At 30.7% G+C, this 16,239-nt stretch carries 12 protein-coding genes; 5 read left to right on the forward strand and 7 right to left on the reverse strand.

All coding sequences use genetic code 11. From position 1 onward, the window contains the following. Positions 1-40: 40 nt before the first annotated feature. A complete protein-coding gene (gene cofH / locus UCYN_RS04135; RefSeq protein ID WP_012954250.1) occupies positions 41-1,195 on the reverse strand; it encodes a 7,8-didemethyl-8-hydroxy-5-deazariboflavin synthase subunit CofH in 1,155 nt (384 codons plus the stop codon). Positions 1,196-1,618: 423 nt separating this feature from the next. On the opposite strand from cofH, the gene galE reads away from it, so the two are divergent. After that, positions 1,619-2,611, forward strand: a complete 993-nt coding sequence (gene galE, locus UCYN_RS04140) for a UDP-glucose 4-epimerase GalE (RefSeq protein ID WP_012954251.1) — start codon at positions 1,619-1,621, stop codon at positions 2,609-2,611. Between the two features lie 121 nt (positions 2,612-2,732). Here galE and acsF read toward each other — a convergent pair whose 3' ends face one another. Beyond that, positions 2,733-3,809: a magnesium-protoporphyrin IX monomethyl ester (oxidative) cyclase gene (acsF, locus tag UCYN_RS04145; RefSeq protein ID WP_012954252.1), complete on the reverse strand. Its 1,077-nt coding sequence runs from the start codon at positions 3,807-3,809 to the stop codon at positions 2,733-2,735. Between the two features lie 555 nt (positions 3,810-4,364). Between acsF and UCYN_RS04150 the strand changes: the two genes are divergently transcribed. Then, positions 4,365-5,009, forward strand: a complete 645-nt coding sequence (locus tag UCYN_RS04150; protein ID WP_012954253.1) for a cofactor assembly of complex C subunit B — start codon at positions 4,365-4,367, stop codon at positions 5,007-5,009. 51 nt (positions 5,010-5,060) lie between these two features. On the opposite strand, the gene UCYN_RS04155 is transcribed toward UCYN_RS04150, so the two are convergent. Together UCYN_RS04155 and UCYN_RS04160 are read right to left on the reverse strand one after the other, a co-directional pair. Next, positions 5,061-6,890 carry an ABC transporter ATP-binding protein gene (locus UCYN_RS04155; RefSeq protein ID WP_012954254.1) on the reverse strand — a complete coding sequence of 610 codons (1,830 nt, stop codon included), beginning with the start codon at positions 6,888-6,890 and terminating at the stop codon, positions 5,061-5,063. Between the two features lie 71 nt (positions 6,891-6,961). After that, positions 6,962-8,377: an amidase gene (locus UCYN_RS04160; protein WP_012954255.1), complete on the reverse strand. Its 1,416-nt coding sequence runs from the start codon at positions 8,375-8,377 to the stop codon at positions 6,962-6,964. A 236-nt stretch (positions 8,378-8,613) separates the two neighbouring features. On the opposite strand from UCYN_RS04160, the gene wecB reads away from it, so the two are divergent. Next, the gene (gene wecB, locus UCYN_RS04165; RefSeq protein WP_012954256.1) at positions 8,614-9,738 is read left to right on the forward strand and encodes a non-hydrolyzing UDP-N-acetylglucosamine 2-epimerase; all 1,125 of its coding nucleotides are present in this window, start codon (positions 8,614-8,616) and stop codon (positions 9,736-9,738) included. Positions 9,739-9,792: 54 nt separating this feature from the next. Then, positions 9,793-11,244, forward strand: a complete 1,452-nt coding sequence (gene cysS, locus UCYN_RS04170) for a cysteine--tRNA ligase (RefSeq protein ID WP_041487762.1) — start codon at positions 9,793-9,795, stop codon at positions 11,242-11,244. A gap of 119 nt (positions 11,245-11,363) precedes the next feature. Here the strand turns inward: cysS and ftsY are convergent, their stop codons facing one another. After that, a complete protein-coding gene (gene ftsY, locus UCYN_RS04175) occupies positions 11,364-12,671 on the reverse strand; it encodes a signal recognition particle-docking protein FtsY (protein ID WP_012954258.1) in 1,308 nt (435 codons plus the stop codon). Positions 12,672-12,967: 296 nt separating this feature from the next. Between ftsY and rpsO the strand changes: the two genes are divergently transcribed. Then, positions 12,968-13,237, forward strand: coding sequence for a 30S ribosomal protein S15 (gene rpsO / locus UCYN_RS04180; protein WP_012954259.1), 270 nt, complete (start codon positions 12,968-12,970; stop codon positions 13,235-13,237). Between the two features lie 187 nt (positions 13,238-13,424). Here rpsO and chlG read toward each other — a convergent pair whose 3' ends face one another. After that, positions 13,425-14,405 (reverse strand): chlorophyll synthase ChlG, encoded by a 981-nt coding sequence (gene chlG, locus UCYN_RS04185; RefSeq protein ID WP_012954260.1) that lies wholly within the window; start codon positions 14,403-14,405, stop codon positions 13,425-13,427. Between the two features lie 200 nt (positions 14,406-14,605). Further along, positions 14,606-15,847 carry a site-2 protease family protein gene (locus tag UCYN_RS04190; protein WP_012954261.1) on the reverse strand — a complete coding sequence of 414 codons (1,242 nt, stop codon included), beginning with the start codon at positions 15,845-15,847 and terminating at the stop codon, positions 14,606-14,608. Between the last annotated feature and the right edge of the window lie 392 nt (positions 15,848-16,239).

Genomic DNA, 16,239 nt, shown 5'->3' on the forward strand with positions numbered 1-16,239 from the left:
TCTTTCATAAAAAGTTAGTATTATTGATACAGCTAATATACTAATAAACTTGATCACTATTGTAATCGTATAAAGTTTTTCGTGATTTATAATAGCGATTGATTGATTTAATAACTTGTTGAAATTTTTCTGCGGATATATAAGTACCATTTTTAGCTCCAGCCATAGCTGAAATGTTCTCTTCCATTAATGTGCCACCAAAATCATTACAACCCCACTTGAGCGTTTCAACAGCTCGATACAAGCCTAACTTAACCCAACTTGGCTGGTGATTAGGTATCCATTTTCCCAAAAAAATTCTTGATACAGCTGTAAGTAAAAAGATTTTATCAAAATTAAGCTCTTGACTTTGTAAATACTTACTAGGAAAACTAGAGATATTCTTACTAATAAAAGGTAATAAAATAAATTCTGTGATTTTAGCAGGATATTTTTGCTCAATAGATTTTCTTTGTAGATTTCTTAAGTGACTTAAATGTTCTACCTGTTCCTGTATATTTTCAATGTGACCACATAGCATTGTACTACTCGTATATATACCTAACGAATGAGCTAAACTAATAATCTCAATCCATGTATTACTATTAATTTTTTCAGGACAAATTTGATTTCTCACCTGATCATTCAGAATTTCAGCTGCAGTTCCTGGTATAGAATCTAAACCAGCTTTTTTAAGTTCTGTTATTACATATATGTAACTTAATTTATCCTCTTGAGAGATAAATACTATTTCTTGAGGAGAAAATGCATGTATATGGATTTTGGGAAATCTTTGTTTAATCGAGATAATAATTTTTTGATAATATTTCAGAGAACTTTTTTCTATTTTAAGATTTGGATTTAAGCCACCCTGAATACAAACTTCAGTAGCCCCTTTTTTTAAAGCATTGGTTATTTTTTGAATAATATTTTCTAAGTTTAGAGTATATGAGTTTTGATCCTCTACATCTTTTCCAAATCCACAAAAATGACATTTTTGCTTACAAATATTAGTAAAATTTATATTTTGATTTACAACATAAGTGACATTGTTTCCGGCTTGCTTTTGTCGGAGACAATCGGCTGTCTGACGTATTTTATTAATCATACGTTTATTAGTTTGAGAAAGAAGAACAATTGCTTCATCTTCTGATAAATCAATTTCATTTCCTGCTTTCCTTAGAATATCTACTACGGCTTTTTCTTGGTATAGCATTAATAAATAATGTTTTTATTGCACAAGAATATTGAAATAGAAATAAAGTTACCTTTAAAGTATATTAATATTTAATTAATCGTTACTAAAATAATAAAAAACAAGCTAAAGAAAAACTTTTGACAACCTATACTATATATTTTTAATATATTGGTTTAAAATATATTTTGTAAAATTATTAATCATACTAAGCTAAATAACTTTTAATGCCTGTTTAAATAAAACTATTTTTTGTTTGAATAATTAAGAACATAAAATCTTTAAAATAGGGATATTACTTAGGATGTTTCCTACTTCTTAAATGATATCAAAAAAAATCTTTTCTCTCTACTAGATCTAAAAACTTTCAAAAAGACAGGGAGCGCTAATAGTAGCGATTACTGTTATTATTGTTTCTAATTTATAATAAAGGATGTCCATGTTGTGAATAAATCTACGATTTTAGTTACAGGAGGAGCTGGATATATTGGCTCTCATGTAGCTTTATTACTTAAAAAAGCAGGATATAATATTCTTATTCTCGATAATCTTTCTTTCGGTCATTCTGAAATTGTAAGAGATGTTTTAGACGTTGAGCTTATTATTGGAGATACTAATGATCGCCTTTTATTAGATAAAATTTTCGCAACAAGAAATATTTGTGCTGTAATGCATTTTGCTGCCTTCCTTGCAGTAGGAGAATCAGTTCATCATCCAGCTACATATTATAAAAACAACGTAGTAGGAACTTTAACTCTTTTAGAAGCGATGGTTTCTGCTAATATAAATAAACTTATTTTTTCTTCTACTTGTTCTATATATGGGATATCTAATAATATTCCAATAACAGAAAACCATCCTAATAATCCTTTAAATCCATATGCTTCAAGTAAATATATGGTTGAGCAAATATTAAAAGACTTTGATCAAGCTTATAATTTAAAATCTGTAGTTTTTAGATACTTTAATGCTGCAGGGGCCGATCCTTCTGGAGATTTAGGAGAAGATCATACACCTGAAATTCATTTGATCCCCTTAGCTTTACTTACAGCTTTAAAAAAGAGAGAGCACCTTGTTATTTTCGGCACAGACTATGACACTCCTGATGGTACTGCAATTAGAGATTATATCCATGTCAGTGATTTAGCAACAGCTCACATTCTTGGTTTAGAATATCTTCTAAGCGGAGGAAGTAGCGATATGTTTAATTTAGGTAATGGAAATGGATTTTCTGTACGAGAAGTAATTGATGTCGTGAAAAAAATTACTGATGTAGATTTTCTAGTTAAAGAAGGTAAACGTCGACCAGGAGACGCACCCATACTAGTAGGAAGTGGGTTAAAAATTAAATCAAAGCTAAATTGGAAACCACAGTATCCTAGTCTGGAAACTATAGTCGATCATGCCTGGAAGTGGCATCGCAAAAGACACAAATAGATTTAGTAATACTTACTAAATCTATTTAGATTAAACTGTGTATTTTCATGTTTCATCAATACTTTAATTTTAAAACTTATAGCCTATTTTAAATAGACTACAAGTTTTAATTTGCAGCTTTTTAGCGTATATTCCCTTGTAAATGTTCAGTATTAATCGGATTTATTAAATATAGCTTTAAAAGTTGGCTTGCATTAGATACTAGTATTGGTAATTTTCTTAAAAACTTTAGAGTATAATGTTGTTCAGAAGAATCTATTTCTCTTAATTTAGCGTTATTACTAACGCATATCTCTAAACGCTCATAGAATTTAGGATCTTTAAGGTTCAATATTACTGGAAAAACTCGTCCAGCTACTTCATTAGTTTTTTCAATAACATGCTTATCATAATCTCGAGCATTTAAACCAATAGCTGAGTAAAAATCACTCCTTTGAGTATCATTAAAATACATAGTTGCAAATACTGATAACAAGAAAAAGCGGCACCATAAACGGGCTTTCCAATCATTCAATATCTCAGGATTTGCTTTCATGATTGCATCAAAAAAATCTCCATGACGATTTTCATCTTGACACCAATTTTCAAAAAAGTTAAATATAGGATATATCTTATTTTCAGGATTATTTTCTAGATGTCGATAAATTGTAATATAACGCCAATAGCCAATCTTTTCAGATAAATAAGTTGCATAAAAAATGAACTTAGGCTGGAAGAAAGTATAACTACGACTTTTGGTTAAAAACCCCAAATCTAAAGTCATATTAAAGTCTGACAAAGCTTTATTTAAAAATCCAGCATGACGTGCTTCATCTCGTGACATTAATAAAAAACATTCTGCAAGAATAGGATTTTTATTTTTTAAACGTCTTCCTAATTCCTTGTAAAGTAAAAAACCTGAGAATTCAGCTGTGCATGAACGTTCTAAAAATTCAACAAATAACTTACGAGTATCTTCATCAAAATGGTCCCAAGTTTGAGAAAACTCTCCACGTCGAATAAAATGATAACGATTATAATCTGTACGAAACTCTTCAAGAATAGCTTTCAATTCTTCTTCATTAATTGAAATATCCATCTTTGCTAATGCTTCAAAATCAGTCGTATAAAAACGGGGAGTTAAAAGAGTTTCTTTCGCTGTAGATTGAATGTTTGGATGTAGTTCTTTGAGTTTAGGTTTTTGAAGAGTATTTACCATAAGTTATTTTAAAAATATTTCGGGATTCGATGATAAACATAGCACTTTTAAGGTAATAAAATTACCATTATTCTTATTAAGAATATACAAGTAAAAAGCTGAAACTATAGTGTAACAGGATTAAGAGCATTAAGAAATATTATTTATGTCAAGAATTACAACATATTATCAATTTATATTAAGAAGAATAGGCTTTGAATTAATTATTTAATAAAAACAAAATATAAGAAGTTAATTCGAATGGTTTCATAGATACCAACACTAACATTATCTAGAAATACTGTGCTTAGTTATGACTAACATTAGCGCTCGTCATGTTATTTGAAAATTATCATATACCCATAACAGTCTGAAGATAATAAATTAAGCTTATACAGATCAATTTATTATCTCCATGCTATTAATTAATATTGGCTCATTTTTTATACAAAGCTTTTTCGTTAGAAAAATTTATGAATCGTTTTCTAAAATAGTTGCTTTAACTATAATAAAGTATGTTCTACAATAACTAATTAATCGTAGAATTTTTAAATAATTTTTAAGTAATTATCTTTAATGAGCTCAAACTATAATCAAAGTCTACGACTAATTCCTATATTTTCAGGCATCATAGGAAGCACATTGTTAGTAATTAATCGTTTTACAACAGTACAACTAACTGAATCTCAAGCAAGATCTGATGTTGTAGGAATTATTTTAAGTGGAACACTAGTTCTTGTTGGGTTACTTTGGCAACAAATGCAACCAAAGTCACCTAATGCTGTTACTTTAATCGGAGAAGAGGGGATTGAATTTAATATTCATTTAGATGAAGAAACTCAGATAGATTTAGCTTGGGCATCTCACTTATTATTAAATAATACTGTTACTAAATCTGTAATTATTTACTATAAAAACGACATTTTGCTTCGCCGTGGAATTTTAGGTGAAAACAATAAAGTTACTCCGGGTAAGATATTAAATAAAGTTCTTCAGGAACAGAAACCAATATATTTAGTTAACCTTGAATTATATCCAGGAAAAATTGAATTTGATTATTTACCAGTGAATACACAAGGAATCATCTGCCAACCATTAGGGGGAAATGGTGTGATGGTTCTTGGTACTAATATTGCTCGTAGTTACACGAAACAAGATGAAAACTGGATTGAAGGCATTGCTGACAAAATAACTCTAACTTTGCAGAAAAAATTAGGTTAACTCTTAAAAGGCAATAATAAAATTTTCACTATAAGTAATCATGCATATGAATTATTTATGTCTCATGACTTGCAACTGATACAAATTTCTATATAAGCCTTTTTGTTTTATTAGATTTTCATGATTCCCTGATTGAATTATTTTGCCTTGTTTCAAAACGAATATTCTATCAACATCTCTAATGGTCGATAGTCTGTGAGCAATAATAAGCCCTGTCCTATCAATTAGTAACTGTTTTAATGCTTGCTGTATTAAAACTTCAGTTTTTACATCCAAACTAGCTGTTGCCTCATCTAAAACTAAAATATTTGGATTACGAATAGCAATTCTAGCAAAAGCCAATAATTGCTTTTCTCCCTTGGATAAGTTAGTACCTTTTTCTTTTAGTAGAGTATGGTATCCTTCAGGAAAATTTTCAATCAACTGATCTGTATTAGTTGATTTTGCTGCCTGCTTAACTTCTTCTAAAGAGTAATATTCTCCTAAAGTAATATTTCTTTTAATATCACCAGCAAATAAAAAATTCTCTTGTAAGACAATTCCTATATATTTTCTAAGTTCTTCTTTTGGAATGTAACGACTGTCAATTCCATCAATTAAAATTCTTCCATGAGTAGGTTCATACAAACGTGACAAAAGTCTTACTATTGAACTTTTTCCGGATCCTGTTGGTCCTATTAAGGCTATTTTTTCTCCTGGATAAATTTTAAAATTTAGATTTTTAAGAATGAAATCATTTTTCTTATATCCAAACCACACATTGTCAAAAATAATTTCGCCTATTTTATTGTTGTTATTCCTAGTAATTGAAAAATTTATATTTGTTTTACTATCTTTTACTTCTATAGGTTCTTGCATTATTTCTGCAATGCGTTCAATAGAGGTAAAACCAGACTGAAACGTGGTGAATTTATCAGCAAATTGACGTAGTGGATTAAATAGCCTCTGAGCATATAAAATAAATGCAGATAAAGTACCAAAGTTAATACTAGCGTTCATTATACCAATACCTCCTAGCAAGAGAACCGTTGCAATTGCTACCAAGCTTATCCATTCTAAAGTTGCCGAAACTGCTGAATCATGGAAGATTGTTTTATTAGTTGCTTGACGGTAATCTTTGTTAATATCTTTAAATAACTTGCTATTAAAGTTCTTCCTTCGAAAAATTTGAACTACATTAATACCTGAAATGTTTTCTTGTATCATAGAATTCAGTTCAGATAATTTTTCTCTTGATTGATAATTTGCCTTACGGTATTGTTTTTGAAAATATACTATCAATACTGCCACAGGAACTATCATTAATAAAAGCACTAGAGCCATTTTCATATCTAGCATAAACATAGTAACTACAATTGCTAAAATATAAACTGAGTCACTAATAATTCCAATTCCACCACTGGCAAAAATATCTCCTAAGGCTTCTACATCACTAGTTAAACGAGTAATTAAATTACCTATTGGGGTTTTGTTGAAAAAGCTACTTTCTAATGAAATAACATGACTATATAGGTCCCCTCTAATATCAGCTGTGATACTTTGTCCTAACTTTTGAATAATAAATCCTTGAACAGAAGAACAAATCAAACGAATTATTATTGTTACTAATAATAATAACGTCAACAACCTTAAACCTTGCTCCAGAGATAAGATTTCTATAAAATTCCAAGTTGCTTCTTGGCGTGATAGAGAAATTGCTTGTCCTATAAGGAGAGGTTGTACTGCTCCTGCTATGGACAAAGGTATTAAAAGAGTTATTGATGATAATAATAATCCAGGATATAAAACAACATAAGGTAATAACTTAAAGATTAGACTACTACCACGTTTCTGTGAACTTATAATAGATTTTTTGAATCGTAATTTAGAGAAAGAAACCATATCTAAACAGTATAAATGTTTATTATCATGATCTAAACTGATTTTTGATAAATATTAGTATCAAAGTCAGTCTATCTATTTACTGACTTTGGTACTAGTAATTGGTAATTATTAATTTTTTCTAATTGAGCAGCTACACGAATCAGAGTTATTTCATCAGCAGGTTTTCCTATTAACTGGACTCCTATTGGCAATCCCTTATTGTCGTATCCCATAGGTAAACTAATAGCAGGTAACCCACTAGCATTGAATGCTGGACAAGGAGATATCCAATTAATAATTTTATTTAAAGTTTTTTCAGGTGGTAGAGCAGACCACTCTCCAATCTTTATGGGTTGATGTAAGTAAATAGGTAAAACTAAGATATCAAAAGTATCAAAGAAACTTACCAATTTACGAGAAAAAACTTGTATTTCATGAACTGCCTGTAAATACTTTCCTGCTGTTACTGTGTGTTGTTGTAACCAAATATTTAGTGGGCTTAAAATATTTGATGGTAAACCAGCAGCTTCAACCCCTGATTGCCAAATAATCTTAAATGGATCAATTAAAGCCTCTACTGAAGGGCACTTTTCTTCTACGTGATGTCCCAAAGATTCTAGAAGCAAAGCAGTCTCTCGAACTGTTCTCTTGATAATTAATTCAGTTTCTGGAAAAGGTGGTATGTGATCAGAAAAAGCGATAACTAAAGGTTCAGTAGTTTGTTTCGTGGCTTCTAAGAAGGAAGTTTCAGGTGTGGGCAACCAATATGGATCACCTTTGGTATAACCTGACATTACATCTAATAAAGCTGCGGCATCACTTACTGTACGTGCTATTGGACCATTGCTGGAAATTCCGCTTTGATAATCTCCAACAGGAGCATTAGAAACTCTTCCTCGAGAAGGTTTTATTCCAACTAGTCCACAGCAACTTGCTGGACCTCGAATTGATCCGCCTCCATCAGAACCTTGAGCGATTGGACACATTCCTGACGCAACAGCAGCAGCTGAGCCGCCACTTGATCCTCCTGACGTGTAATCTAAGTTCCAGGGATTACGAGAGGGCAAAAAGCCTGGAGGTTCTGTGTATGGGAACGAACCTAGTTGAGAGGTTGCTGTTTTTCCTAATATTACAAATCCAGCATGCTTTAAACGTTTAGTAACTTCATCGTCATAAGTAGCAATGTTATTCTCGAGAGCAGCTACACCATAGGTTAGAGGCATATTTGCTACAGAATTAAGATCTTTTATCCCAATAGGAACTCCAAAAAAAGGAGGAAGATAATCCAACTTAGATATAGAGCTTAATTTCTTTGTTTTTATCTCAGCATCTCTAAGAGCATCGCTTTTTGCAATAAAAAAAAAGCTTCCTAGTTTTGGATTATATTTTTCAATTCGTTCTAAAAATAATTTAGTTAAATCTAGAGGTGTAATTTGACGATTTAGAATTAGTTTAGCCAATTCTAAGGCAGGAGTAAAAGCTAAATCAATATCAATTGAACTCATGTGTAATAGATACTAGATACTTTATAATTATAAAGTATCTATTTTAAAACTAGTATTGTAAGTTACTGTATTAATTGCTAATCAAATTTTTGCAGATTCCAATTTATTAATAAGAAAAATGCTTTTTGTTTTTAAAATACCTTAATAGCATTTATTAAAATTTAGTAATGGGAAAGTTAATAAACATGATCTTGTGTAAAACTATAAAATAAACTAAATTTTATTGTCCTAGATATATGGCTTCAACCCCTTTTAAAGTTTGTATTACTTTAGGAACTCGTCCAGAAGCAATAAAGCTTGCTCCCTTGATAAAAAAATTTCAAAGATCGAAAGCGCTTATCACTTATGTCATCTTAACAGGACAACATCAGGAGATGGTAAGACAGGTTATGAAATTATTTAATATTGAAGCAAACGAAGATTTAAAAATAATGCAACCCGATCAAAGTCTTACTGATATTACATGTCGTAGTTTGAAAGGATTGGAAGAAATTTTTAAAAAGATCAAGCCTCAATTTGTTATTGTTCAAGGAGATACTACTACTTCTTTCGCAGCTAGTTTAGCAGCTTTTTATCAAAAAATCCCCGTTGGTCATGTTGAAGCGGGTTTGCGGACAGATAATATCTATAACCCTTATCCAGAAGAAGCAAATCGTCGCTTAATTTCTCAGCTTGCTCAATTACATTTTGCGCCAACTCACTTGGCTTTAGAAAATTTAAAAAACTCTAATATTACAGGAGAAATACATCTAACGGGAAATACTGTTGTTGATGCTTTATTAGATGTTGCTAAGAAATTTCCTGATTGTAATATTGATGGTTTAGACTGGGACAATTATGATGTTCTTTTGGCGACTGTACATCGAAGGGAAAATTGGGGTGATCCACTAAAAAACATTATCAAAGGCTTTAGTCTTATTTTAGAAAAATTTCCAAATGTTGCATTATTAATCCCTATGCACCGTAATCCAGTTATCAGAGAACCGATTCAAGATCTTCTAGGAAAACATCCCAGAGTTTTTCTAACCGAACCTTTAGACTACACAAAGTTAATAGGTGCTATTCAAAGATGTTATTTATTATTAACAGATTCTGGAGGTCTACAAGAAGAAGCGCCAAGTCTTGGTAAACCTTTATTGGTACTAAGAGATACTACAGAACGCCCAGAAGCTGTTGAAGCAGGTACTGCTACTTTGGTTGGGACTGACCCCTATAAGATTTTAACAAAAGTTGATGAATTACTTACAAATAAATTAACATATGCGAAAATGGCTAATACGATTAACCCTTTCGGAGATGGACAGTCAAGTAATAGAATTTTAGAAATTGTACAAAGTTTCTTACATAGAGAAAGTTTGTAAGAATAATGTCATACCTTCTTTAAATTTAGTTTCCCCTTTATTCTTTGGATTTAAATAATGTTAGTAATTTATAATACTTTAACTCGAACAAAAGAACCTTTCATAACTCTTGAGGAAGCGAGAGTAAAAATGTATTGTTGTGGTATTACCACTTATGATTTCTGTCATTTAGGTCATGCCAGAACCTGTATTATTTGGGATACAGTAAGAAATTATTTAGAATGGATTGGCTATGAAGTTAAATATGTTCAAAACTTTACAGATGTAGATGATAAGATACTCAGCCGTGCAATCAAGGAAAAGACAACCATGGAAGAAGTATCAAATAAATTTATCAATGCTTATTTTGAGGATATGGAACGTCTTAATGTCAAAAAGGCCAGTGTTTATCCCAGAGTAACGCATATAATTGACGATATTCAAAATTTGATTGGAGAATTGGAAAAGAGCGGGCATGCATATCTTTCTGAGGGAGATGTTTATTTTGATATTAAGAGTTATAAAGATTATGGGAAGTTATCAGGACGTAAGTTAGAAGATCTAAAAGCAGGTGCTAGCGGTAGAGTTTCCCTAGAAGATTTTCAAAAGAATAAGAAAAGAGATCCTGCTGATTTTGCAGTATGGAAAAAAGCTAAGCCTACAGAAAAGTCTTGGGATTCTAAGTGGGGAAAAGGCAGACCTGGATGGCATATAGAATGTTCTGCAATGATTAAAAAAGAACTAGGAGAAACTATTGATCTTCACGTAGGAGGTAGTGATTTGATTTTTCCTCATCATGAGAATGAAATCGCTCAATCAGAAGCAATCACAGGAAAAGAATTGTCTCGTTACTGGTCACATAATGGAATGGTAAAGGTAGATGGAGAAAAAATGTCAAAATCTTTGGGTAACTTCACCACAATACGAGAACTACTAGATCAATTTGAGCCTATGGTAGTTAGATTATTTATTTTACAAACACATTATCGCAACCCGTTGGATTTTAGTCATAATTCATTAGTAGCGGCGACCAATAGTTGGCAAACTTTGTCGGATGGCCTCTTGTTCGGATATCAGTATGGCGAAAAATTAAATTTTAAAAATAACCCTGCTACAGAACTATTACCTGATTTAGTTAACAGGTTTAAAAAAGCAATAAATGATGATTTTAACTTTGCTGGTGGATTAGCGGTTTTGTTTGAGATTGCTAAGAACTTGCGTAAAGAAAGTAATGTATTAACTCATACAGGAGTTACTACGTTATCATCTAATTTTTTAGAGACACAATGGCATACTTTAAAAAGCCTAGCGAAACTTTTAGGATTAGAGGCTAATCAAACTACTCTAAAGATAGAATTATTCAAAAAACTAACTGATGAAGAAATTGATGAATTAGTCAAGAAACGTAAAATAGCTAAAAATGCTAAACAATACAAGGAAAGTGATCTTATTAGAGATAAATTGAAAGAAAATAATATAACTTTATTAGATATGTCGGACGGGTCAACTGTGTGGCATTATGACTAATCTAACAACTGAATATTAATTTATTTTTCACTAAATAATCTTTAAATATAAAATGAAACTAAATTTCAATGTATTGTATTAACAACATTAGGCTTGCATCATAGTTAACATAATGAATATTACTCATCTAATAAAGCTTCTACAAATTCATGGCTAGAAAAAGGTTTCAGATCTTTCATGTTTTCACCTACTCCAATAAAGCGAATTGGCAAACCAAATTGTTGTGTTATTGCTAGTGCAATTCCACCTTTTGAGCTTCCATCAAGTTTTGTTAGGATTACTCCAGTTAAATGAGCTGCTTCTGAAAAAAGTTCTGTTTGACGCAATCCATTCTGTCCTAAAGTTGCATCAATAACCAATAAAGATTCAATATGAACATTATTTTTTGCTTTTTTATCAATAACACGCCTAATTTTAGCTAATTCTTCCATTAAATTTGTTTTATTTTGTAGTCTTCCTGCAGTATCTACAAGTAGTAGATCAACATTGCGGGCTTGGGCTGCCATTAGTCCATCATAAACAACAGCAGCTGGATCAGTGTTTTTACCAGAATTAGAAATAATAGGAGTATTTGTTTTCTCTCCCCATATTTTCACCTGCTCAACAGCAGCAGCTCTGAAAGTATCAGCTGCTGCAATGATACAACTATGTCCACATTGTTGAGCTAAATATGCAAGTTTTCCAATAGTTGTTGTCTTTCCAGCGCCGTTAACGCCTGTCAATAACCAAATATTTAGAACTTCTTTCTTTACTAAAATTTCTGAATCATATGCTTGTTTTAGAGGAGAATTTAAGATATCACATAAAATAGTTTTTAGATATTCAATCGCTTTCTCTGAAGGTAAAGATTCTTCTAAGAGTTTATTCTGTAAAGTTGTAACAATATAATCTGTCGCATTAATTCCTATATCTGCTTGTAATAATATAGTTTCTATTTCTAAAATAGCATTTTCGCTCAAAGGTCCTTGACCTAAGACAAGTTTTAATTGATTTAGTAAACCACGACGAGTTTTACTTAAACCTTTATGTAGACTTTTTAACCATTGTATTTCATCTTCAGTTATGTCTTCCGGCTTTCTACCTTGATCTGCTAGAATTTTTGCAGACCAAACAAATTCTTTATCAAATTCTACAGAAATTTCACTATTAGCAGTTGTTAATTCGGTAGCATTCTCTTTAAGAGCCTCCAAGCGATTAGATTTTTGCATCCATGTAGGAGTATTCGTTGAAGATTCATTTGCAGAGTTAGAAATATTGACAGACGAAGAATTGACAGTTTCTGTAGCGTTTATTTTTGCATCATCTAATTTATCTATTATCTTCTCTTCCTGAATATGCTTATAAGCTTTTTGGGCCCAAGATATGTAGTATTCTTGAGATATATTTTTATTTTCAGAATGAGATTGATCATTAGGCCAATTGGACATATTACAAAGATTATATCGGTATTAGTATAGTAACTTATTAATTATATTTAATGATAACTATTAGCAAAACTAAATACTAATTTAGTGATTCCTCTATTCAGTTTTTTTTATAAAGATATAAAGACAAATGATTTTTATAGTTTATATTTATCAATTTCATAAATGTGAGAGGAAAAAATAATTAATTAAACATAATATATCCAAGAAAGTAGTTTATTTTTTAAATGACATATAGTAGTTATATTAAAAAATAAATGGTATTATAAGAGACTGCAGTATTTATCAAACAATTTTTTATGAGTTTGAACCCTATTCAAAAGCAAACCCTGATGAGCGCATATCAGATTCATGAGACTGATACAGGATCAGCTGATTTACAAGTTGCTATACTTACAGAACGAATTGTTCAACTAACTAGCCATTTAAAGAAAAATCCAAAAGATCATGCATCGCGTAGAGGACTACTAAAAATGATTGGTCGTCGTAGACGTTTATTAGCATATATCAAAGATAAATCTTTCAATCGTTATCAGGACCTAATTAAACGCCTTGGTATTCGACGTTAATGTATATTCTGCTATTGTTAAAATTTAGTTGTAAAAATAAATAGTAGTAAAAAAAAGAATTGCTTAAAATAGGCTACAAAGATAAATCTTTGTAGCCTATTTTAAGTAAATATATTTTAAAAACTTATAACGTTTTTAATTTTCTTGTTTTGTACTGAATCTACTTAAACAGATATTTAATTTATAGCTATATTACTTGTCTACCCAATGCCAAGCCAACTACTAGCATTCCCAATACTAAAAATGGCTGAGCAATAGCTTGGTATTTTACATCATTTTTTAATGGATCTCTTAAAAAATACATATCTTGTAGTGTTATTTGTGGAATAACTAACAACAATAAAATTGTTGCATAAAGATTTTCATGAATATAAATTAGGTAAATACCAATCCCTATTTGAAATACATCAATCATCATGACGCAAATCCATGATGCTATCGTCACACCAAACATAACAGGCATAGAGTTTAATCCTAACTTAGAATCTCCTTCAATACTTTTAAAATCATTAATAATAGCAATTCCCAAACCTGAAAAGCTATAAAATAAAGTCAAAATTATAATCATATAATTCAACTCCCCAAACAAAGCATGACCTGCCCACCAAGGCAAGGCTATATAACTAGCTCCTAGGGCAAAGTTACCTAACCAGCCATTCTTTTTCAACTTCAATGGAGGAGCCGAGTATATATAGGATACGAATGCACCTCCCAACGTTAAGCATAGCATTATTGGAAATTCATGATTACTCCAAATATCTAGCCCATAACTCAATAATAATCCTAAAGTTAATAGGATTATTATTTGCGCTTTTACTTGAGGTACAGAAATAGCGCCTGAAGGGATAGGTCTATAAGGTTCATTAATAGCATCAATTTCACGATCATAAAAATCATTAAGAGTTTGAGTAAACCCTGTCATTAAAGGTCCCGACAATATCATGCAAACTATAGTTTTCAAAAAATCTTCTATTGTCCAAAAAAAGTTACCTGAGGACGCAGCTCCACATATGACTCCCCACATCAATGGGACCCAAGTAATAGGCTTTGTTAATTGTAATCTTATTTTCCAGATTGATTTTTTTTCATCAACTGCTCCCTTCATTCCTAGTAATTGACGAGCCTGTTTATTTGTTTTGTTAGTCTCAAATTTTGTAGAAGCGGACATAAGTTAAATTTAATAAATATTAGGTTACAAAATTAAAATATCTATATGTGTAAATTCATAATTAGAAATTTTTTAATGATATTTGCTAACAATTCATCTTATTAAAGATACCTTTAAAGACAGGAGTGATGATTGTTAACAAGAGTAAAGTAACTTTTAATGATACATTATTTTGAGATATATAAATTTACGATAATATCTTATTTTTTTTCAGTATCATGATCATACTGTACAGCTTTTGATATTGCAGATAATTGTAAATAACTTGGATATTGACCTTTTTCTTTAATATACTTAATTTCATCATCAGAAATTGGCAAGTTATTATATGAAGCAATTTTTTTAACAATATCTCCTCGATCAATTATTCCTATAACAGCATTAGCTAGAGAAAGGACGGTAATATAAGACTCCTCACTCTCTTCTAATTTATCAATTACTTTGATCAATAAAGTTTTTTCTTCTACTGAAGATATGGTATTTAAAGGACGTACTATATCTTTTAATAAGTAATCTGAATTACTATTATTTTTTAAATCTTTTCTTAAGAGTAATCCTCGATAACGTCCTTCTGAAGAAGCAAAGTAAGCTACTCCATGATCTTTTTGACTGTGATATTTTTGAATAAATTCAGACAAAGTTAGATTAGCATTAACAACACGAAAATTATGAGTCATAACATCCGTAGCTTTAATTTCTAAGAGACTTTTTTGTAATTGAGAAATACGAGCATAGTTATTTGCGTTACGCAAAACGAACCATCCGACAATTACTATCCAGAAACCGCCTAAAGAAGATGTTAATAAAATTACAAGGGAGCCTAAGGTGATGCCTAACCATCCTATTATTCTACCGCTTATAGATGCATAGAGAACTCCAGCAAAGTAATCGTCTTTTAATTTCCATATAATTGCTTTAACTATTTGCCCTCCATCCAAAGGTAGTCCTGGAATTAAATTAAAAATTCCTAGTACAAAATTTATTCTTATCATATCTTCCAACACATAAGACAATAAAGGATGTAAGAGATTATTTCCCTGCTGCGAAAGAATAATATGTTGGATAGCAAATAAAAAAGCTGACAATCCTAAACTAACTAGAGGACCAGCGATAGCTATCAAAAATGCCTCAATAGGTTTTTTTGATTCCTGCTCTATGGTCGCAACTCCACCAAATAAAAATAACGTAATGGATTTAACTTGAATTCCTTGACTATGGGCAACTAGACTATGACCTAGTTCATGAGATAAAACTGAAACAAACAAAAATAGAGAAAGAAATAATCCTGTTAACCATTCTAGCCACAATGAATTGCCAGCAAGTCCCCTAATATTAATTTCTTGTATGTTAGATAAAGTAATTAATCCTAGAATTAAAAACCAAGAAGAATTTATATAGAAAGGAATGCCTAATAGAGAGCCGATTTTCCATTTTCCATCCATGATTTAGAAGGTGTAAGAATTGATTTTTTGATTAGTATCTCAATAGATGTTTTTACTATACCGAATATTGAAATAGGATTCATCATTTAGTATCTTGATAAAAACATTTACAATATTTGTCAACACTTATGAGATTTAGCTTATGTCCCATACTTTATTATTGTAAATATTACATATACAAAATATAGTAACTATTAATTATAGTATAACTAAAATAGATGTTCAGGTATCTTGCTTTTACTGTTTTAGAATTTTTTGAACAGTGTAGCAATAGTTTCAGTCTACCGGTTCTTAGCAGTATAAAAACAAAGATTTCTCAACTAAAGAATTAAGAATATTAAAACTAAATAAATTTATAGTACTCTGAGTTAAATGAAATATATTTTAGTATT

The sequence above is a fragment of the Candidatus Atelocyanobacterium thalassa isolate ALOHA genome (assembly GCF_000025125.1).
In the GTDB taxonomy this organism is placed as follows: Bacteria; Cyanobacteriota; Cyanobacteriia; order Cyanobacteriales; family Microcystaceae; genus Atelocyanobacterium; species Atelocyanobacterium thalassae.